At 37.8% G+C, this 20,745-nt stretch carries 13 protein-coding genes and 7 tRNA genes; 5 read left to right on the top strand and 15 right to left on the bottom strand.

Translation table 11 applies throughout. The features are described 5' to 3' along the window. Window positions 1-119 precede the first annotated feature (119 nt). Window positions 120-2,831: a cation-transporting P-type ATPase gene (locus AABK36_RS03445; protein ID WP_309937626.1), complete on the bottom strand. Its 2,712-nt coding sequence runs from the start codon at window positions 2,829-2,831 to the stop codon at window positions 120-122. A gap of 701 nt (window positions 2,832-3,532) precedes the next feature. Between AABK36_RS03445 and AABK36_RS03450 the strand changes: the two genes are divergently transcribed. Beyond that, complete coding sequence (locus tag AABK36_RS03450; RefSeq protein ID WP_309937627.1) at window positions 3,533-4,783, top strand: OmpP1/FadL family transporter; 1,251 nt, start codon at window positions 3,533-3,535, stop codon at window positions 4,781-4,783. A 21-nt stretch (window positions 4,784-4,804) separates the two neighbouring features. Beyond that, window positions 4,805-6,265: a hypothetical protein gene (locus AABK36_RS03455; protein WP_309937628.1), complete on the top strand. Its 1,461-nt coding sequence runs from the start codon at window positions 4,805-4,807 to the stop codon at window positions 6,263-6,265. An 83-nt stretch (window positions 6,266-6,348) separates the two neighbouring features. Here AABK36_RS03455 and AABK36_RS03460 read toward each other — a convergent pair whose 3' ends face one another. The 8 genes from AABK36_RS03460 to AABK36_RS03495 all read right to left on the bottom strand — a co-directional run bounded on the left by AABK36_RS03460 (window position 6,349) and on the right by AABK36_RS03495 (window position 8,385). Next, window positions 6,349-7,590: a DEAD/DEAH box helicase gene (locus AABK36_RS03460; RefSeq protein ID WP_309937629.1), complete on the bottom strand. Its 1,242-nt coding sequence runs from the start codon at window positions 7,588-7,590 to the stop codon at window positions 6,349-6,351. Window positions 7,591-7,757: 167 nt separating this feature from the next. After that, window positions 7,758-7,831: transfer RNA gene (locus tag AABK36_RS03465), tRNA-Asn, on the bottom strand. 19 nt (window positions 7,832-7,850) lie between these two features. Beyond that, a tRNA-Asn gene (locus tag AABK36_RS03470) sits at window positions 7,851-7,924 on the bottom strand. A gap of 18 nt (window positions 7,925-7,942) precedes the next feature. Continuing rightward, window positions 7,943-8,016 (bottom strand) — tRNA-Asn (locus tag AABK36_RS03475). Between the two features lie 18 nt (window positions 8,017-8,034). Further along, window positions 8,035-8,108: transfer RNA gene (locus AABK36_RS03480), tRNA-Asn, on the bottom strand. Between the two features lie 19 nt (window positions 8,109-8,127). Then, window positions 8,128-8,201: transfer RNA gene (locus AABK36_RS03485), tRNA-Asn, on the bottom strand. Between the two features lie 19 nt (window positions 8,202-8,220). Continuing rightward, window positions 8,221-8,294: transfer RNA gene (locus AABK36_RS03490), tRNA-Asn, on the bottom strand. A gap of 17 nt (window positions 8,295-8,311) precedes the next feature. After that, window positions 8,312-8,385, bottom strand: a tRNA-Asn gene (locus AABK36_RS03495). Window positions 8,386-8,773: 388 nt separating this feature from the next. Between AABK36_RS03495 and AABK36_RS03500 the strand changes: the two genes are divergently transcribed. Continuing rightward, a complete protein-coding gene (locus tag AABK36_RS03500) occupies window positions 8,774-10,279 on the top strand; it encodes a Do family serine endopeptidase (protein WP_309937630.1) in 1,506 nt (501 codons plus the stop codon). 67 nt (window positions 10,280-10,346) lie between these two features. Here the strand turns inward: AABK36_RS03500 and AABK36_RS03505 are convergent, their stop codons facing one another. From AABK36_RS03505 to AABK36_RS03530, 6 genes are all read right to left on the bottom strand, one after another. Continuing rightward, a complete protein-coding gene (locus tag AABK36_RS03505) occupies window positions 10,347-12,041 on the bottom strand; it encodes an AAA family ATPase (RefSeq protein ID WP_309937631.1) in 1,695 nt (564 codons plus the stop codon). Window positions 12,042-12,138: 97 nt separating this feature from the next. After that, window positions 12,139-12,672: a DUF3124 domain-containing protein gene (locus tag AABK36_RS03510; RefSeq protein WP_309937632.1), complete on the bottom strand. Its 534-nt coding sequence runs from the start codon at window positions 12,670-12,672 to the stop codon at window positions 12,139-12,141. Between the two features lie 50 nt (window positions 12,673-12,722). Then, the gene (purD, locus tag AABK36_RS03515; RefSeq protein WP_309937939.1) at window positions 12,723-14,009 is read right to left on the bottom strand and encodes a phosphoribosylamine--glycine ligase; all 1,287 of its coding nucleotides are present in this window, start codon (window positions 14,007-14,009) and stop codon (window positions 12,723-12,725) included. A gap of 91 nt (window positions 14,010-14,100) precedes the next feature. Continuing rightward, window positions 14,101-16,290, bottom strand: a complete 2,190-nt coding sequence (recQ, locus tag AABK36_RS03520) for a DNA helicase RecQ (RefSeq protein WP_309937634.1) — start codon at window positions 16,288-16,290, stop codon at window positions 14,101-14,103. Between the two features lie 312 nt (window positions 16,291-16,602). Continuing rightward, window positions 16,603-18,114: a SpoIIE family protein phosphatase gene (locus tag AABK36_RS03525; protein ID WP_309937635.1), complete on the bottom strand. Its 1,512-nt coding sequence runs from the start codon at window positions 18,112-18,114 to the stop codon at window positions 16,603-16,605. A gap of 9 nt (window positions 18,115-18,123) precedes the next feature. Next, window positions 18,124-19,617 (bottom strand): hypothetical protein, encoded by a 1,494-nt coding sequence (locus tag AABK36_RS03530; protein WP_309937636.1) that lies wholly within the window; start codon window positions 19,615-19,617, stop codon window positions 18,124-18,126. 407 nt (window positions 19,618-20,024) lie between these two features. On the opposite strand from AABK36_RS03530, the gene AABK36_RS03535 reads away from it, so the two are divergent. Both AABK36_RS03535 and AABK36_RS03540 read left to right on the top strand, forming a co-directional pair. Further along, window positions 20,025-20,177, top strand: a complete 153-nt coding sequence (locus AABK36_RS03535; RefSeq protein ID WP_309937637.1) for a hypothetical protein — start codon at window positions 20,025-20,027, stop codon at window positions 20,175-20,177. 49 nt (window positions 20,178-20,226) lie between these two features. Continuing rightward, window positions 20,227-20,559 carry a hypothetical protein gene (locus tag AABK36_RS03540; protein ID WP_309937638.1) on the top strand — a complete coding sequence of 111 codons (333 nt, stop codon included), beginning with the start codon at window positions 20,227-20,229 and terminating at the stop codon, window positions 20,557-20,559. The last annotated feature ends 186 nt before the right edge of the window (window positions 20,560-20,745 follow it).

Consider the following 20,745-nt stretch of genomic DNA (forward strand, 5'->3'; position numbering starts at 1 on the left):
GGAAAAGTACTTTGATAGAACGACTAAATTAAAGATTTCACAAGCATTCTCAAAGTAAAAAGTAAACGACCAGAACTTTAATTTTCCGGCCGTTTAACAGTCTGTTTTAATTCAATGATTTATTTGGAGATCATGCGTCTTATGAGTTTCTCTATTTCTACAACCACATACACTAATGCTGAGTAGAGGATGATTTGCGCCCAGTCGATGAGTTCAATTGGAGCTGTTTTGAATAAGAAGTTCATTGTTGGTGAATGTGTAAGCAATACTTGTAGTCCAGCCATTGCAAGCACGCCGACTAGCAGCCACCCGTTTGAAAATGCACCTAATTTGAACATGGATAATTTCAAAGATCTGCAGTTGAATAAATAAGCCATTTCAACAAATACGAATATATTCACGGCGATAGTTCTCGCTTGTTCTTCACTATAGCCGGCAAGCTGCTTCATTTCGAACATTCCAAATGCACCCACAAGAATAAATAAACTAACCATAATGGTTCGGAATATGTATTTTCTCTCTATTAATGGCATGTCTGGCCTTCGAGGAGATCGATCCATGATTGAAGGCTCTTTGCGCTCAAAAGCGAGAGTTAGTCCTAGGAAAATTGCTGTGGTCATATTGATCCATAAGATTTGAATAGGCAACACAGGCAATTGCGACCCAATTAATATGGTTAGCATAATTACTAGGCCTTCTCCTAAGTTTGTAGGAATCACCCAAATGATGAACTTAAGCAAGTTGTCGAAAACTCCTCTTCCTTCCTCCACTGCTTTAGCGATGGTTGAGAATTTGTCGTCAGTAAGCACTATGTCGGATGCTTCCTTGGTTACTTCTGTGCCTCCTTTGCCCATGGCGATACCTATATCAGCTTGCCTTAGTGCAGGGGCGTCATTTACGCCATCGCCTGTCATTGCGGCTATTTCGCCTTGTTTTTGCAACGTTTTCACCAAAGAGAGCTTTTGCTCTGGTGTCACTCTGGCAAATACAGAGGTTTCAGCGACAGTTTTGTCAAATTCTTCCGGTGATACTTTTTCCAAGTCCTTTCCATTGATAGCCTTAGGTTTTTGACTTGGGCTTTGCAAGTTTTGAATACCTAATTGATCGGCAATAGCCGCGGCTGTAGTCAAATGGTCTCCCGTTATCATTTTTACCTGAACATCCGCTTTTTGACAAATACCAACAGCTTCAATGGCCTCAGGTCTTGGAGGGTCTATCATGGCTTGAAGGCCTAAGAAAGTTAGGTTGTCAAGATCAGAATGATTTATTTCTTGAGTTTGAGCGCTAAATTCTTTTTTAGTGAATACAAGCACTCTCATTCCTAGCCTAGCGTATTCTTCTATCTTTTCAAGAACTTTGTTTACGTCTTCTTCTGGCAAGGTCATTTTTAGGCACTTTGGCAATAAACTTTCTGAAGAACCTTTGATGAAAGCTACATTTTTTTCTTGATCAAAGCGATGAAGTGTCGCCATGTATTGATAGTCAGATTCAAAAGGTATGGCATCAAGTCTTTCGTGCTTACTGATGATTTCCTTGTTGTCTTTCAACCCTTTTCTTGCTGAAACAAGTAGCGCGCCTTCTGTAGGATCGCCTTCGACAGCCCAGTCATCAGTTTCATTTTTTAACAAAACGCTGTCATTGCAAAGCAAGCCGCACATTAGTATCTCGTTCAAATGATTGTCTTGACTGCCATCGGTTTCTTGTCCTCCATTTGTGATTTTCCCTTCTGGAGAATACCCATTCCCATCCACTTCATAGCTTTGACTGTGAGTGAAAATGTTTTTGACCGTCATTTCATTTTGAGTAAGCGTGCCTGTTTTGTCTGAGCAAATAACCGTTGTGCTTCCAAGAGTTTCAACCGCGGGAAGCTTTCGGATGATGGCATTCTGCTTGGCCATTCGTCCTACGCCTATGGCTAATGTGATGGTGACTACGGCAGGGAGGCCCTCCGGTATCATGCCGACAGCAAGAGCTACTGTGCTTAAGAACATTTGTTCAAAATCATAGCCCTTGAACATTCCTATTATGAAAGTAACTGCGGCCAATCCTAATATCACCCAAAGCACCATATGGCTGAAGTGCTTGATTTTTTTTGTTAATGGCGTGGCTAGAATATCGGCATTGTCGATCATTTGTTGAATTTTACCGATTTCCGTGTTTTCTCCTGTTGAAATGACAAGGCCATGGCCTAGGCCAAATGTTACCAAGGTGCCTGAATAAGCCATATTGATTCGGTCTGCTAATGCTGTATCCTCATCAAGAGCGTCGTAATTCTTTTCAACAGGCAAAGATTCGCCAGTAAGAGACGATTCATTTACTTGCAAATTTTTCACATGAGTCAATCTTAAGTCCGCAGGAACTTTATCGCCCGATTTCAACTCTACGATGTCTCCAGGCACCAATTGACTGCTTTGTATGCTTTGTTTAATTCCCTCTCTGATCACCGTGCTTTCGCTTTCCAAAGTTTTTGAAAGAGCATTCATTGCGTTTAAAGCTTTGGCTTCTTGGATGAATCCTACAATGGCGTTAAGGATAACTACGCCAAATATTACAGCGGCCTCTACCCACTCTTGAAGGAAAAGCGTCACGACGCAAGCTCCAAGAAGTATATAAATCATGGGTTGGTGAAATTGCAATAAAAATGTAATGAAGAGGCTTTGTTGTTTTTTCTGTTTGAGAACATTTAAGCCGAATTTGGCTTGTCGTTCTTTGACGGAATCTTGGCTTAAGCCTTGAGAAGCATCCGAATCATTCAGCTTGATGGCCTCCTTTGCGGAGATGTTGTGCCATGCTGTCTGATGGGGATGGTTGTTTAATTTCGTCTTTTCCATGATCGGAATGATTAATTAGAATTGAATTATAACAGTATTTTTACTTGGTGTTAATAGAGACTTATACGGTGGCTGTGATGATTTATTTGCGAAAAATCGCATGATTATTATCATGTTTCTCTCTTGTGTATTTTAGAATTTTTATTGTTAAAGACTAAGTTGATAGGATAGTATTGTATAATTATTGAGTATTTATTGTATCGTTTGTTGAGAAGAATGATGCTTTCTCAAGTTCTAAAGACAATTAAATTATTTTTGTTTTTGTCTATTTTAACTTCTTTAGATATTGGATTAGTTAAGGACTTTTCTTTTTGATTGATATGCAGGGGCTTGGTCTGATGGTGTGAACTCAAAGAGAGGATGATTAGGTTTAATAGTTGATTTTTATAATTTAATCTTATTAGATAAAAAGATGTAATTATTGACTTATTTTCAAAATAAGGAAACTGAATAGTTTCGAATGGTTTTTTGAATGGTATTACTCGAAGTTTCTTTAGGAAAACATATTGAGGAGTTTTAATTTGGCGCATAGTTGTGTCGAAAATGATGGGTTAAAATAGTGTAGGAAAGCTTTTTGATGTTGATGTTTAGGGGGAGAGTTTTGATTTGGATTTTTGCTTGACCCTGAACTTTCAGTTTTTAGTTTCTAATTATGCAATGCGACTCATTGTATTCAGTTTTCAATAATTTAAATATTTGTTATGAACAAGAAATTTACAGTAGCGTTATTGTTGGCGATGTGCGTCACCACTTATGATTTGTTCGCTGCTGGCTACCAAGTTCTTTTGCAAGGTAACCGTCAGCTAGCAATGGGTAACATGGGAGTGGGAATCAAGCCGGATGCGGCTAGTGTTTTTTGGAACCCGGGAGCAATAGGTTTTTTGCAACAAAATAGCGTCATGCTCGGGGGGAATATTTTGAATTCAAAGATTCAATATGTGGATTCGCAAAATCCTAATAGTGCGTACAAAGCAGAAACTGATAACCCATTAGGTTTTGTGCCGCATTTATATGGAGTTTGGGGACCAAAGAATTCTAATTTTAAATTTGGCTTAGGTGTATATGCTCCATTTGGATCCTCTGTAAAGTGGGAGGATAATTGGAAGTATTCTGATTTGACTCAAGAGATTACATTGCAAGCTATTTATATCCAACCAACGGTTTCATATAAAATCAATGATAAATTGAGTGTTGGTGGTGGATTTATTTTTACAATTGGCTCGCTTGATTTGCAAAGAACAGCTAACCAAATCTCGCCGGATGCTTCAGTAACTCTTAAGGGTGATGCGGAGCTTAGTGTAGGCTATAACTTAGGGGTTATGTATCGTCCGTTGGAAGAGTTGAGAATTGGGTTGTCATACCGATCGGAAGTTGATGTTAAAGTTGAAAATGGAGATGTGGAAACTTCGGGATTTCCTCCTTATGTGCCTTTTCCAGGAAAGTTTGACGGAGCGTTGCCATTGCCTTCTACATTATCACTCGGAGTTAGTTATGATGTGATTGATAAATTGACTATTGGAGCGGAGGTTTCTTTGGTAGGTTGGAGCGCTTATAAAGAGTTGGATATAACTTTAAAAACGGACAGTAGCACTATATCGCAAAAGGCTCCGAGAAATTATAAGGATGCTTGGATATATAAGTTTGGCGCTGAGTATAGATTGAAAGATTGGATTGCATTGCGCGGCGGAATTTATTATGATTCAAGCCCTGTAAGAGCAGGCTATATGAGTGCGGAAACACCGGATGTTAACAGATTGAATGCAACTGCAGGGGTCGGAATCAAAGCGACTGAAAACTTCATCATTGATGTTGCAGTCATGTGGATCAATGGATTTGAAAGAACTCAGACCTTGGAAGAGGTGGAGAGTGCTGGGACTTATGGTGAAGTGCCTATTGGAACATTTGACCAAAGAGGTTTTACAGGAGGTATTACTTTGTCGTATAATTTTTAGTCTTGAATGAAATTTATCAAAATGAGAAATAATAACATATTATATATTGTCGCATTGCTCTTTTCATTTGCGGCGTGCAAAGATCTGGAGCCTGATGTGGATTATGCGAATGGCAGTGGAAGTTTGGATGTGTCAAAATATGTTGCCATAGGCAATTCATTGACAGCGGGTTTTGCTAATAATGGCTTGTATGAGGCCGCTCAAGTTCAATCCTTTCCAGCGATATTTTCCAAGCAATTAACTCCTTTCGGAATAAATGAGATAAGCCAACCAATAGCAGTAAGAACTGGGACAGGATATCAAGTATTGACTGGTTTTGATCCTCAGACAGGTTCGCCGATAATAGATATGATCTCTAATGAAGCGGATCAAATGGCTTTTATGCAAAAAGTTGATTACTCGATTAATAACTATGGGGTGCCAGGTATTAAGGTTATGCAATTAAATACTCCATTATTAAGCGCTAATCCTTTTTTTGCTAGAATAAGCAATGATGGAGATACATATTTAGATTTGATAAAAAGATCTGAGATGACATTCTTCACCATGTGGTTGGGGAGCAATGATGTCTTGGATTATGCTATAGTTGGCGGATCAAGTGGAGAAGAGGCATTGACGCCTCAGGCTGTGTTTGAAGGTAATTACTCTTTGATGCTCGATGTGTTGAAAGAAAAGCAAGCCAAGGGGGTGATCGGTACAATTCCTGATATCGGTTTGATCCCTTTTTTTACGACTGTAGGGCCTACTTTGGTTTCAGGACTTAAAGCGCAAGGCTTTCAACCTGGAACGGTTCCTGTTGCTCAAGCAGCAGGTTTAGAGTTTGCTTTCAAGGCAATGGGCTATACATTTCAAAATGAAAAAGGGGAAGCTTCCGATGTGCTTTTCCAAAGAGGAAACGTTGAAGGAGCTGAAATCGCTTATATCACGCCTTATTTTGAATCTGGCAAGACAGGTTCTAAGGTGTTAGGCGCTTTGAGATGGGATGAGTCAAATCAAGAACTTGAGTTGACAAGCACGTTTATTCCATTGACCGCGCAAAATGGAGTGTTGGCTAAGCTTGCTTTTATTGAAGCTAACATTGCCAAAGCTCTTGAAGAGGCGGCCAAAGGAAATTTTGAATTGCTGATTGAATTTATTTTTGCTTCGGAATTGATCTTGGATCCAAGGGAGTATGGTTTAGCAGTTGATAGAACAGGTGTGTTTAATAATTTTATAGAAGGACAAGAGTCTAGTGACTTTGCTATTTATCATTCCAATGATGCTCTGATGCCATTGGCTAATCCAAGTTATTTGCTTGAAAATGGAACGTCATTCACTTCTCAATATATTTTAGGAGGAGCATTCTCCTTAGATGGAATTCATATGACCCCAAGAGGATATGCGTATGTGGCCAATGGATTTATTGACGCTGCGAATAAAAAGTTTGGATCAAAGTTTCCAAGAGCTTTTGCATGGGATTATCCTGCTGTTGATTTGCCATAGCACTTAAAGGAGTTAATATAAAAAAATAAAGGCTGTCCTTGTGGGCAGCCTTTATTTTTTAGTAATGAAATTTGCGATTTTTATTATTTCTTAGGAGAGGGCTTTCGTTTTTTTCTCGGGCCATTATTGTTGAACTTTTTCCTTTTACCTCTGCTGTTTGCATTATAATCCGGTTGGTCCCCGAATTCTTCAGGCAAAGTAATCTTAGCGACTTCTTTATCCAAAAGCTTGTCAATACGATTGAATTGGTATTCATCATCTTTTGTAATAAAGGTAATAGCGATTCCTTTGGTGTTTGCTCTTGCTGTTCTTCCAACTCTATGAACATAGTCCTCGGGGTCTTTAGGGACATCGTAGTTGATGACAAGTCCAATAGAGTCTATGTCGATGCCTCTTGATACTATATCTGTGGCTATCAGTATTGGGAGTTTTCGGTTTTTGAAATCTAGAAGAACTTTGGATCTTTCGTCTTGGTCGTGATCGGAATGTATAGATGCTACATTTAGCTTTTGAGCTTTAAGTTCTTTTTCCAAATTTTTCACCTTCAGTTTTGAAGAACAGAAAATGATAACGCTTTGGAGTTCATCAAGTTTGTCTTGGAGCAAGCCTTTGATTACAGGGATTTTTTGATTTTCATAGACCATGTAAGCTCCCTGAAGCACTCCTTCAGCTGTTTTGGACACGGCTATGGTAACTTCTTCGTGTTCTTCAGTCAGAGCTTCTTTAGCTAATTTTTTTATTTTGGGAGGCATAGTCGCTGAGAACATCAGTGTTTGCTTGTCGTTCTTGATGTTCGACGTGATTTTGATCAAGTCGTCATAAAAGCCCATGTCAAGCATTCTGTCCGCTTCGTCAAGAATCACAGTATTGATATTGTCAAAGTTGACATATCCTTGATTAATGTGCTGGATTAACCTTCCTGGAGTGGCAATGACGATATTCACGCCATTGATTAAAGAATTGCGCTGCTGATCCCAGTTCTGCGTCGAGTTGCCACCATATACTGATATCGAGCTTAATGGCACAAAATAGCTGAAACCTTCAAGTTGTTGGTCGATTTGTATAGCTAGCTCTCTTGTAGGTGTCAGTATCAAAGTGTCGATACTGTCAGATGGATTCTCCGAGAGTCTGCTGATGACAGGTAAAAGGAATGCTGCTGTTTTTCCCGTTCCAGTTTGGGCGCAGGCTATCAAGTCTTTGCCTTCAATGATTTTTGGTATTGCTTGCGCTTGTATTGGGGTAGGATTTGAAAATCGCATTGCCTCTAAGCTGTCTTGCACTTGTTGACTTAGATTTAAGTCCTTGAAAGTCAAACTCTCTTCCATATTCCGATTTCTATTGAACTATGCTTTTATTTTGATTGAATTACGAATATTATTCCAAATTAAAAAAGTCTGAAGTAATAAGCTTATAAGTTACTAAAAGCTGAAGAAAAAAATGTTATACGTAGTCAAATAAAAAAGCGCTGACTATGAAATAATCAGCGCTTTTGCTCTTCCTCTTGGGCTCGAACCAAGGACCCTCTGATTAACAGTCAGATGCTCTAACCAACTGAGCTAAGGAAGAATGTTATTATATTTTAAAGCTCTTCCTCTTGGGCTCGAACCAAGGACCCTCTGATTAACAGTCAGATGCTCTAACCAACTGAGCTAAGGAAGAATGTATTATATTTTAAAGCTCTTCCTCTTGGGCTCGAACCAAGGACCCTCTGATTAACAGTCAGATGCTCTAACCAACTGAGCTAAGGAAGAATGTGTTATATTTTAAAGCTCTTCCTCTTGGGCTCGAACCAAGGACCCTCTGATTAACAGTCAGATGCTCTAACCAACTGAGCTAAGGAAGAATGTTATTATATTTTAAAGCTCTTCCTCTTGGGCTCGAACCAAGGACCCTCTGATTAACAGTCAGATGCTCTAACCAACTGAGCTAAGGAAGAATGTTATTATATTTTAAAGCTCTTCCTCTTGGGCTCGAACCAAGGACCCTCTGATTAACAGTCAGATGCTCTAACCAACTGAGCTAAGGAAGAATGTTATTATATTAAAGCTCTTCCTCTTGGGCTCGAACCAAGGACCCTCTGATTAACAGTCAGATGCTCTAACCAACTGAGCTAAGGAAGAATATTTATTCGATTGACGAATTGGGAGTGCAAATATGCATGAGTGTTTCTTCTTTTACAAGTATTCTAGGGAAAAAATATAGCTTTTTTTCATGCTTCTTACATGGTATTAATGTAACTGTATGATATTGAAGTAAAAAGGTGGCACGAAATTTATTTATGATGCAATTTGTGATAAGCCAATATTGATTTTTATAGCCTTTAGTTTGGTTAAATTTTGGAAGAAATGTCTACTGTGTAATTAGTATTATAAAGTTAATTCTTGTTAAAAGGAAAATCCTGCACGAATGATTCACGTACTAAACCATAACTTTGGTTATTTTCAAACAGAAAGATTAATACAAAGTTTAGTTCTCGAACGTGTCCATAAATGAAAATCAATAACAAATATGAATAAAAAGACTATAATATTATCCGTATTGTTGTCGGCCATGATTGGAGGTTTGGCTGGTGTTGGAGGTTTCATATTCATGAATCAAGGGAATCAGCAAAGTTCCCAATTGGATAAGCCTATCGCATCTCATGCAACAAAGAATGTATCCTTGACGAGTCTTCCGCAAAATGGCGGGGCTTTGGTGCCTGAAGATTTGAATTTTGTGAAGGCGGCATCCAAAACATTGACAGGAGTTGTGCATATTAAGACTTACTTTGGGACAAAAGGCGGCAACTCCAGAGCTAATCAACAAAGAAATCCATTGGAAGAGATGTTTCCTGGTTTTAGGTTTTTTTATCCTGATCAGCCAAGACAGCAAAAGCGAGGAGAAGCATCAGGTTCAGGTGTGATTCTTTCCGAAGATGGTTACATTGCAACTAATAATCACGTTGTGGAAGATGGCGATGAGATTGAAGTGGTGTTGAACGATAAGCGAACTTTTAAAGCTAAAGTCATAGGAACTGATCCGGGAACGGATTTAGCTTTGTTGAAAATTGATGCGGATGGCTTGGATTTTATTCCATTTGGAAATTCAGAGCAAATTCAAGTTGGAGAATGGGTATTGGCAGTTGGAAATCCATTCAATTTGACTTCAACAGTGACTGCGGGTATTGTCAGCGCTAAAGGTAGAAATATAAATATACTTAGTGGACAATATACGATTGAATCCTTCATTCAAACAGATGCGGCAGTCAATCCGGGAAATAGTGGAGGAGCATTGGTGAATCTTAGAGGCGAGTTGGTTGGAATTAATACGGCGATTGCTTCTCCTACAGGTTCATACAGCGGATATGCATTTGCTATTCCTTCATCGATAATTCATAAAGTTATTAGTGACTTGAAGGAGTACGGAGTAGTGCAAAGAGCTGTTCTGGGAGTTCAAATTCAAAATCTTAATTCTGAGTTGGCTAAGGAGCATGATATCAAAAGCTTGAATGGTGTGTATGTTGCTGATGTGGTAGAAGGTGGAGCGGCTGAAGAAGCTGGTTTGCAAGGCGGTGATGTGATCACAGCTATCAATGGTGTCTCTGTAAATAATGTTGCTGAGCTTCAAGAGCAAATAGGAACGAATAAGCCGGGTGATAAAGTGGTCGTGGACTATACAAGAGACAATAAGAAAAGATCTACGGAAGTTACTTTGAAAAACATCATAGGTGAGACCAAAGTGGTTAAGTACTCTTCAACATTTGAATTAAAAGGAGCTACTTTTGCCAATATTAGTTCATCAACGGCTGAGAAATTAGGCATAGATGGAGGTATCGAAGTAGTGAAAATAGGTAATGGTCCATGGAAGCAGGCAGGGATTCAGAAAGGGTTTATCATAACTTCAGTAGACCGTGAGCCTGTTAAGGATATTAAAGAGTTTGTCCAGACATTGAAATATGTTAGAGGTGGTGGAGTTTTGATTGAAGGGATATATGAGGATGGCACAAGAGCTTATTATGGAATAGGATTGAGATAGTAAGATAATTAGTTTAGTTCAGTATGGTTTAAAAAAGGCGGCTATTAGTCGTCTTTTTTATTTCACCTTAAAAGTAATCTCTGGCTTTTAGGAATTCAACACTAGCGAGTTCTTGCATGCCTCTTTGAGGGAGAAGAAGCTCTTCTCTGACTTGGTTTTCGATGTCCATTAGAAATTTGGTGAACTCTTGGCCTGCATCACCTAAGCTCAGTTTCGCAACGCTTTGCGCTAGGATGCTTAGATAATGAAGAAATGGAGGATGCAGTGTGTAGTTTAGCCCTTCAGGAGTATCTGTGTAGCCTAAATAATCCATGACAGAATGTTCCGATTCTATTTGTCTTCCAATATCAACAGAGCTTGCTTCAAAGCCTCTTCCCATAGGTCTTGTTGTAACGGGTAGTTTTTCGATAATATCCAAAAGAGCGCTTGTACCATCTTGACTTTGTTCTTCTGCTTGCCATAAATCGATAATGAATTCAAATAACTTTCTTCCCAATGGAGTTCGAAGAATTTTTGAGTGAAAATGGTTGAGCTTCTTTGTCATCATTAATTCACTGGGACTTGATATGCTTGTGGTGAGCACAATACTTCTTTCAGATGTGTCCAATTCAGAATCTTTAGGCAATTGTGGGAATCTCAATTTTTTGTTGTGGTAAATAATAGTTCGCCACAGAGAAACAATATCGTCTGTTTTAAAAGAGCGATCATCAAGAGTGTTTCTTGGGGTGCTTGCTTGTGGTTCAGCCATTGATGATAATTCTTCTGAAAAACAAAATGGAACCCAAGGCTTGCATCTGGTTCTAACCATCATGTCTGTCAGGGCTTCCTGTTCTTCATCAATATCATTAAGTAGTTGAAGCATAACAAGGGCATGTTTTGGGGCTTTGCCTTTTCCGTGACTGTATTGAGGCATTTTGTAAGTTGAGTGCCATCTGTAAACAGTCATCTCCATGTCGAAGAGGATGCTCATTCTTCTATGAATTCTCTGAGTTAAGACCTCTTTAAGGTTTTCAGCTTTTAAGTCACTAGAGTGAAAGTCCAATACTTTTTGATGTTCGGCTTTTTTTGCTTTTAGGGTTAATAGTTCAGATTCTTGTTTTTTGGATCGGCTTCTTACCCTTTCAAGCCTTTCAATACTCAAGTTTAGATCGTCGATTTTTTGGTGCGTGGTTGAGGTTTCAAGTCTTTTTAATTCTTTGAATTCCGACATTTTTCGTTCTTTTCTAGACTTGATATCAAGGCAAGTTGCAGCAGTCTCTTCATATCTTCTTTCATGATCGGCTAGATGCTCATACCCTCCCCGATCACCATGCAATAGCTTTTTTGTTGTATCTTTAAAACCACCTTTTTCTTCCTCTTCGCTTACGGCTTTGATACTTCGGGTCATAATTCTAGCCATGTCAATCTTTTTGCTGAGTTCGGAAAGCTTTTTTTGTTGTGAGGCGAATTTTTTTTCGTCATTCCACCATTCCGGTCCAATAAGATTGAATATGGCAGTGATGTAATTGTTATCGCCTCCTGGGGATAGTGATTCCAAAAGCTCCAGCATTTCGTCGAGTTCTTGAAGGAATGGATTGCTTTTGTACTGGGCTTCTCTTGCAAGGTCAGCTTCGCTTGTCTGATCTATAAACTCTTGACGAGACATAATCGCTTGGATAGGCTTGTCAAAATTGAATGGAGGAGAGGCTATGGCGATACCATTATTTTTTTTGAGAGAGTTGTTTTTTTTGCTTTTGCAAAGACGTTGAAAGCATTTTACCATATCCGATTGCGTGACAAAAAAGTCAGCATGCTAAGCTGTTGAATTCATATATACATGCGTATTAAATGAACTTTGCTTTAAGAAGTATGTTGCAAATTTATTTTATTTTTATACCGTCGCAGACAAAGGAAATACCTTGGTTGGATTTGGTGCTAATCATGACAGTTTGTATCAGAGGATCATTTGAATCTTTTTCATGGTCAAGTCTGACAATGAAGTTTGCGCCAGCTCCTCCGCTAAGATCATTTTCTGGAATATAGTATTCCTCAGTCGACATGGCATCAATGGTTATTTTCTTTTGGATGAGTTTTTTGATACTTTTTCCTTTAGAGTCGTAATAGGTGATTTCTTTCACTTCAATAGGGAAAAAAGGATCTGTGTTTCTGATACTAAGAAGTATGCCTAATTGAATCTTTTGATTTTCTTTGCCTTCCCTATGGAAAAGGTGTCCATATGCAGGAACATAGAAAGTCGCTTCTGTAGGTGTGATCAGAGTCGAATTGGATTCAGGTTGGAATTCTACATTCTTGTTTTCATTATTGGAAGCAATGTTGCCTGACGTGGAGGATGGTTTGTCGCAGCTTTGTAAGAAAAGGATAGTTGAAAAAAGTAAGCAAAATATGCGTTTCATAAAAAAGAGTATTTAAAAAGCCCTGCAATGATGATACAGGGCTTTTATAATTATTTCTCAAGTTTTAGAAGATCTTGCCCTATATCTTTTCTGAAATAAACGTCTTCCCATGAAATGTTGTTTACAGTATCATATGAATTTTTTAGCGCTTCTTGAAGGTTTTCACCTTTTCCTGTGATGGCTAAAACACGTCCGCCATTAGTGACAATATTTCCATCCTGGATCTTTGTTCCTGCATGGAAAATTTCAGCTTGACTTGTTGATTCTAAGCCAGAGATCTCTTTGCCTTTGGCGTAAGATTCAGGGTAGCCGCCAGCGACCATAACTACTGTAGTAGCTATTTGAGGATCAGTTTCATATTCAGAGTCGCCTAGTTTCTTAGACGCAGTATCCCAAAGCAGTTTTCCAAAATCCGAAGTGATTCTAGGCAGGACAACTTGCGTCTCTGGATCACCCATTCTGACATTGTATTCTATTACAAATGGTTCTCCGTCAACATTCATCAAGCCGATGAAAATAAAGCCCACATAATCAATATTCCTAGCTTGAAGCCCTTTGATTGTAGGTTTTACCACTTTATTTTCTACTTTGTCGATAAATTCTCCCGGAGCAAATGACACAGGAGAAACAGCACCCATTCCACCAGTGTTCAGTCCAGTGTCTTGTTCGCCGATTCTTTTGTAATCTTTAGCTTCCGGCAAGATGATGTAATCCTTTCCGTCAGTAAGAACAAAAACTGATAATTCAATTCCTTTTAGAAATTCTTCTATGACAACTTTAGAGCTTGCTTCACCGAATTTTTGCTCCAAAAGCATTTCTTTAATTGAATCTTTGGCTTCATCTAGAGTTTCAGCTATGATTACACCTTTACCTGCGGCTAGGCCGTCAGCCTTAAGCACTACAGGAGCTGTCATAGTATCGATGTAAGCGAGCGCTTCGTCTATGTTCGCTTGAGTGAATGTCTTGTAGCGAGCGGTAGGAATGTCAAATTCTTCCATGAACTCCTTGGAGAAGTCTTTGCTTCCTTCAAGTTGAGCGCCTAGCTTTCCAGGGCCGACGATTTTGATGTTTTTAAGTTGTTCGTTGGATTCAAAATAATCTCTTACCCCAGCAACTAGAGGAGCTTCAGGGCCAACTACGATCATTTCGATATTGTTTTCGATCGCGAATTTGGCAACACTATCAAAATTTTCAGGCGATATGGCAATGTTTTGAGCTATTGAAGCTGTTCCCGCATTGCCTGGTGCTACAAATAGTTCATCGCAGATTTCGCTTTGGTTGAGCTTTGTGGCAAAAGCGTGCTCTCTTCCTCCTGAGCCTAATACAAGTATATTCATCATTATTTTTTTAGAACAATAAAAAAGGGTGTAAAGTATACACCCTAAAATTACTAAGCTTTGAGCTAAATTATCGCATGAATGGAATAATTTAGTTTGCGTATTCTGAAAGAAACTTGATTCTCATAAGTCTTAATTCATCCTCTGTGAATTCATCTCCATATTCTTCAAGGGCAAGTGATATTTTGTCGCTTTCAGCATTCATGAAGTAATCGAAAATATCGTCTTGCGCTTCTTCGTCTATGATTTCATCCAGATAATAGTCAAGGCTGAGTTTGGTGCCTGAGTAGCAAATATGCTCCAGCTCTGATACCAAGTCAGAAAACGATAAGCTTCTGGAATTAGCAAGCTCCTCAAGGTCAACTTTTTTGTCCACTTGTTGGATGATGAAAATTTTAGTCTTGGATTTGTTGACTGTGGATTTCATCAAGACATCCGTGGCCGTTTCTATATTGTTTTCCTCGACATATTTTTTGATAGCTTCCAAAAAGTACTTTCCGAATTTTCTGGCCTTTCCATTTCCAACACCATTGATTCTCAACAGCTCCTCCTTTGTTGTAGGATAAATAGTCGCCATTTCTTCTAGTGAAGGATCTTGAAAGACAACAAATGGAGGAAGTTCCATTTGATCCGCGACTGTTTTGCGAAGCTTTTTCAATATATCGAAAAGAACAGTGTCATGTCCAGCTTTTGGTTGTGTGTTGGTGTCATCCATTTCTTCTTCAGCGACTTCGCACGAGTAATCGTGGTCTTTTGGGATCTTGATTGAATGAGGTTGTTTTAGAAAAGCTTTTCCTTTGTCGGATAGTTTTATAACACCAATGTGCTCAATGTCTTTAATCGCTAATTCAAGCAAAATACAGTTTCTGAAAACAGATTTCCACAAATCTAATGAAATGTCTTTGCCTTGGCCATAAATATCCAACTCATTATGATTGTAGCTAAGCACATATTGATTTTCAGAGCCTCTAAGAATATTGACTAAATGGTTGATGCCGAATTTTTCATTTGTGAGAGAAATGGCTTTTAATGCTAAAGATATCATTTCTTGAGCTTCGATGAGTTCTTTTGGGTTTTTGCAGTTATCGCAAAAACCGCAATTTCCTTCGAAATGCTCACCAAAATAATGCATCAATTGGTTGGTTCTGCATACAGCTGACTCCGCGTAAGCAGCCATTTCCTCAAGCAGTATTTTGGCATTTTCTCTTTCTGTGAAAGGCTTGTCCTTGTTGAATTTTTCAAGCTTCAATATGTCATTGTAGCTGTAGAACATCAAACAATAGGCTGATAAGCCATCCCTGCCCGCTCTGCCTGTTTCTTGATAATATCCTTCCAAGGATTTTGGCGTGTCGTAATGCACAACGAATCTTACGTCAGGCTTGTCAATGCCCATGCCAAAGGCTATCGTCGCGACAATGACATCAGCATCTTCATTAAGGAAAGCATCTTGATTTTTCATTCTCACGCCGCTTTCCATTCCCGCATGGTAAGGCAGCGCTTTGATGCCGTTGACAGTAAGAAATTCCGAAATTTCTTCTACTTTTTTTCTGCTTAAGCAATATATGACACCTGCTTCCGATTTATGTTCGTTGATAAACCTTAACAGTTGCTTTTTTATATTTTTCTTCGGTCTTACTTCGTAGAAGAGGTTTTTTCTGTTAAAGGAAGATTTAAACACATCCGCATCTTCCATATGCAGATTTCTTTGAATGTCAAGTTGGACCTTTGGAGTTGCCGTAGCTGTCAATGCAACAATAGGCATATCCCCTAAGCAACCTAATATGCTTTTAATCTTTCTATATTCGGGACGAAAATCATGTCCCCATTCGGAGATGCAGTGCGCTTCGTCGATCGCAGCCAAGGATATGTTCACTTTTTGAAGAAAGTCGATATTTTCTTCTTTTGTAAGCGACTCGGGAGCAACGTATAAAAGTTTAGTATCTCCTTTAGCGACTTCTTGTCTTACTTTATTTAGTTCGCTCTTGCTAAGTGTCGAGTTGAGCACTTTGGCATTGATGCCTAAAGCGTTCATTTGGTCCACTTGATTTTTCATAAGAGCGATTAACGGAGAAATCACTAAAGCAGTGCCTTCGCTCATTATCGCTGGCAATTGGTAGCAAAGTGATTTGCCTGCCCCTGTAGGCATGATGACAAAAGTATTTTTTTTGTCAAGTATGTTCTTAATGATGGCTTCTTGATTACCTCTGAAATGTCCATAGCCAAAAATGTCTTTCAGCTTTTGGGAGAGTTGGTCAATATTTTCTAATGAGCTATGTGCCATATATAAATTTCTTTACCTCACTTGTTGATATTGTTGGGTTGTAATGTCTAATGCCCTGTGACGGTAAAATCAAAATTTTTACCATTATTTACAAATTTTAATTGATATGATAGTTTTAAATTAAAATATGGACATTTGTATTACTAAGTCCAAATTTAAGAATTCTGTTACATTATTCTCCCTTTTATGTGAAAAACATTGTCTTGAAAAGCTCTCTTGGAGCTTCATATTCAATAAAATATCATAGATTAGGGAGTGAGACGGTTTTTGCACTAGAAAATGAGGGGGGCTTATCTGAAGAAATACCTTACGCTATATTGTCGCATAAGGTATTTGTGTGTCTTTTTTAGGCAATATTTTTTTTTCAGTGTCAATTTCAAAACCTGATATGATAATATCGTCGGTTTGCGGGTAATTGCGTTTCCATTTATAGAACTCATCAACGACCATTTCATGTTGTTTAGTCAAGTCATATTCTGAAATGGATTTGATGAAATTTCGGAATCTTTTTTTCATGTATTTGGAGTTTTTGTCTCCACCGAATTGATCTTGATATCCGTCTGAAAATAGATAAAATTTAGTTCCTTTTACTAAATCTATCTCATGTTCCACAAAGAATTTGGCTTGGTAGTGAAAGCTGCCTATTGGATATCTAGAGCCTTGTATAATATTGAATTCTCCTTCGGGAGTATAATAGAACAGAGGGCTTTTTGCTCCACTGAAAAGGATCTTTTTCATTTTGTAATTAATACAAACAACGGCCAAGTCCATTCCTTCACTGATTTTTTCGCTTTCTCGATTTTTGAAATTGTTCAGGACTCCTTTGTCAAGCTCTTCAAGTATTTTTTTAGGCTCTTTTATACCCCAGTTGTTGATGATTTTGTCTAAAAGGTTATGAGCCATAATAGTCATGAATGCTCCAGGAACCCCGTGTCCCGTGCAATCACCGACTACGAATATGTCGCAATCGCCTTTGCATGAAAACCAATAAAAATCTCCACTGACAATATCTTTTGGGAGGTAAAAGATAAAACCGCTTTTGAATTCATTGATAATGCTCTCTTTTTCTCCAAGCATGGCTTCTTGAATTCTACTTGCTGAATTAATGCTTGAAGTTATGAATTGATTGGATGCGTTAAGTTGTTTGTTATAATCGTATAGTTGTTCTTTTTGAGCATGAATCTCTTCGGCTTGTTGCATTAGCTCTTCATTGAAGGCGAGAATTTCGTCATTTTTCTGTTCCAAGGCATTTTTAGCTTTGTTTTGCCATTTTTCATAAGTAGTTATTACGATAAGGTAATATGCCATAACACCTACGAAGGCAATTCCAGAAAATAGATAACGATGCTGTATGGGAATCTCATTTTGAAATTCATAACCAGCGATCTCAGCGATAAAAAATCCCGCTACAGTGCATATGGAAAGCGTGGACCAAAAAATTCCCGAACTTTTACCTGCATACCAATATGCTGACACAATAGTGGAAATATACCAAGCAATCACTGCTGAAGAGATTCCACTTGAAAACCCTCCAATGATTACAAAGCCAGAGAAGCTCATGAAGGCAAATAAGTTTCCAATGACCCAAGCCGATGTATTTAGTTTGTTGAGAATTAGAAAGATTATATGCATGACAATAAAGAAGACCATTGTTTGGGCTCCTTTGTCAAAATCAATGTAACTCAAAAAAACGTAGTATACGATGCTTAAAAAGAAAGTTGTTAATACCGTGTAGAGTAAAAATTTTCTTTTTTGGAATTCCTCTTCGGTCATGCTTGTTTCCGAAGAGATGAAATAGTTAACAATTTTATCCAGTATAACCATGAGTCTTATTTAATATTGTATACTTCTTGAAATTTGATCAAGAGGTATAAAGTTCTTTATTCCTCTATTCAGCAATTTTTGTTCGGTTTGCCTTAGATCAGAAAGAAATTCCTGGTTCAAGGTGACTAGTTCGCTGCTGTTGAAGTTATATTGGGTGTTTTTAAGCAATGTCACATTTGTTGGTTTGAAAAATAGCTTTTGGATCATTTTGTATTTAAAAATGTCTACAAATTTACCCAAGTCTTTTTGCTCAAAATCACATTTTTTGCTTTGTGGAGGCTTTACTCTTAGTCTTAAAGGTACTTTGTTGATTTTGATAGTGGAATAATTATAATGATCGGCAGCATGGGCTATCGAAACATCCCAAATCACTTTAGTTACAGCTCTGGCTAATACCTTTTCATCGCAAATTTCTATTTCATCAGGAAACTCTGGAATCCATTTGGATATATGCCTGGCCCAAAGTTTTATTTGAGCATATTCTTCCACCGGAATTTTTTTGACCACTTTTGTAACGAATCTTAAAAAAGTGTCAAAGTACTCTTGCAAGAAAATGCCATAGTCAGAGTGTATTTTTCTTGGGGATAGAGTGTATTGGTATAATGGATAGCATGAATTGCCTTCAATGCCTTTATAGCCGGAAACAAGCATGTTTCTAAACCCTTCGGGTTTTCCTACCAATGCTGAGTATGGCATGAATTGGTGGTTTTCAATCGGAGAGTTTGGAGACTCTAAGACGGAAATATTCAATGCCAGTGTGAACTCAAAGTGTGGATTCATGAGTTTGAACAGCAATGAGTCCTTTGGCAAAGTAGTTTTGCTGATTGCGTTAATGCAGTCAAATGGAAAGTGAAGCAAAGCGTGTTCAGATAGCACAAGCTTGTAAGTTGCTCCTTGTAGCGTATAGTATTTTGCTAATTCCCAAGCTTTGCCATCATTAGGCGAAAGCACAAGTCCATTGAATAGCATTAATATGGCGACTACTTCCTTTTTTTTATTTTTAGGGTTTGTTTTAAATAAAGCTACCGTTGGACTAGCATACATGTCTTTTAATGGGATGATATGCTTAATAAGCGTTAAGTCGATAATAAAATATTCTCCATTCTCATCTGTCATGTATTCAGCAAAAGCGTCTCTCTTGTCTTTGTCAATGCAAGTATGAAGAAATTTGCTGTATGATTCTTCAGTCATTATATAATTGAATTCTTCATCGCTTACTTTGTCTATAGTTGGATTCTTGAATGTGTAAGCTAAAGCTACTGGCCAGTAGGTAATCATATTTCTAAAATACCTTAGTCCTATATTCCATCTCCATTTGCTTTTTTCCTTTTTGGGTAGATGTAGTACCGCAGGCGCTTCTCCTAATGGATGCTCGGGCGAAGGTTGTGGCCAAGGACCTTTTCGTTCATAAAGATATTTTTCTTTCGTAAGTGCTTTAGCTTCTATATTTAAACGATTTTGGATTTCAGCGTCCAATTCTATTATATCTTCTGAAATATTCATTGTGTCATTGTTGTGTTATGTGGCTTTCTGCTATGAGTAATAAATAATTTATTATTAGCGTATGAAAAACCAGTATGTGCTTAGTGCAATGTAATGTTTTGTTCAATGTTTATAAAATTACTGTAAAAATCTAAAAAATAAATAATATTTATAAAAAAAATACCCTTGAAGGGTGCGTGGGAGTGTCTAAGTGTTACTTGGTAAAGTGATAAGTGTGATTTGTTTGAGTAGAATTCAAATGCAAATATTCCTTATGATGATATTGTTATTAATTAAGTGAATAAGCTAATTAGCTTTGGTGTTTATTTAGAGACAAGTAGTTAAAATAAGAACTTTAGCTCAAGGAAATAAATTTTTTAAATGAGATAAATATGAATGTTAATTTTGAATTAGAAACGCTGGGTTGGATGAACCTCGTAATTACTAGTGAAAAGGGGGTGGAAGTAAAAATAGCTCACAGCTCTGATTATGAAGATAAATTTCAAGAATTGTTAGATAAGTTGATTTTTCTCAAAGAAGTCATGTTAGAGGAGAGTTTACTGTATTTTTCCATACATTGACAAAGTAATTTGGTGTGATGAAATGAGTTATTTTTCAATTAATATTGAAATGCGAAATCCGAATTCATTGATTATATTAAAAATTGAGGAAAGTTATGTGAAGAACACTGATTATCGAGCAGTTCTCTGTGATGTAAGGTTTGAAAGTGAAATTTTATTTACACAAATATTTAGTTCATTAGAGAAAATGTATACTCAGTTTGGGTTAGTGGGATATAAAATGGCTTGGGAAGTGGGCAATTTCCCAGTAGCTGAGTTTTTGATATTAAAAGCATGGTTATTTGACTTCAATTTGGATGCGGAAAAATGTTGTGAGGTAGATGAATGGAGAAGAAAAGTGTCTTCAAATAAAGAATTTGAGCTCTTGAATATGAAATCATAAAAAGTGACTCCATTGCATTGTGAACTATAGGAATTAGATCTCTTCGCCAGTGTAAAGTTGATGACTTATATTTAATTCCAGCGACTAGCTATTACAATAATTAATATTCAGAAGCTTTGGCATAACTTGAACTTTTTAGGAACCTGATGAAAATAGCAGAGTATGATAACAAAACGCAGGTTACAA

The organism is Aureibacter tunicatorum (assembly GCF_036492635.1).
GTDB lineage: Bacteria > Bacteroidota > Bacteroidia > Cytophagales > Cyclobacteriaceae > Aureibacter > Aureibacter tunicatorum.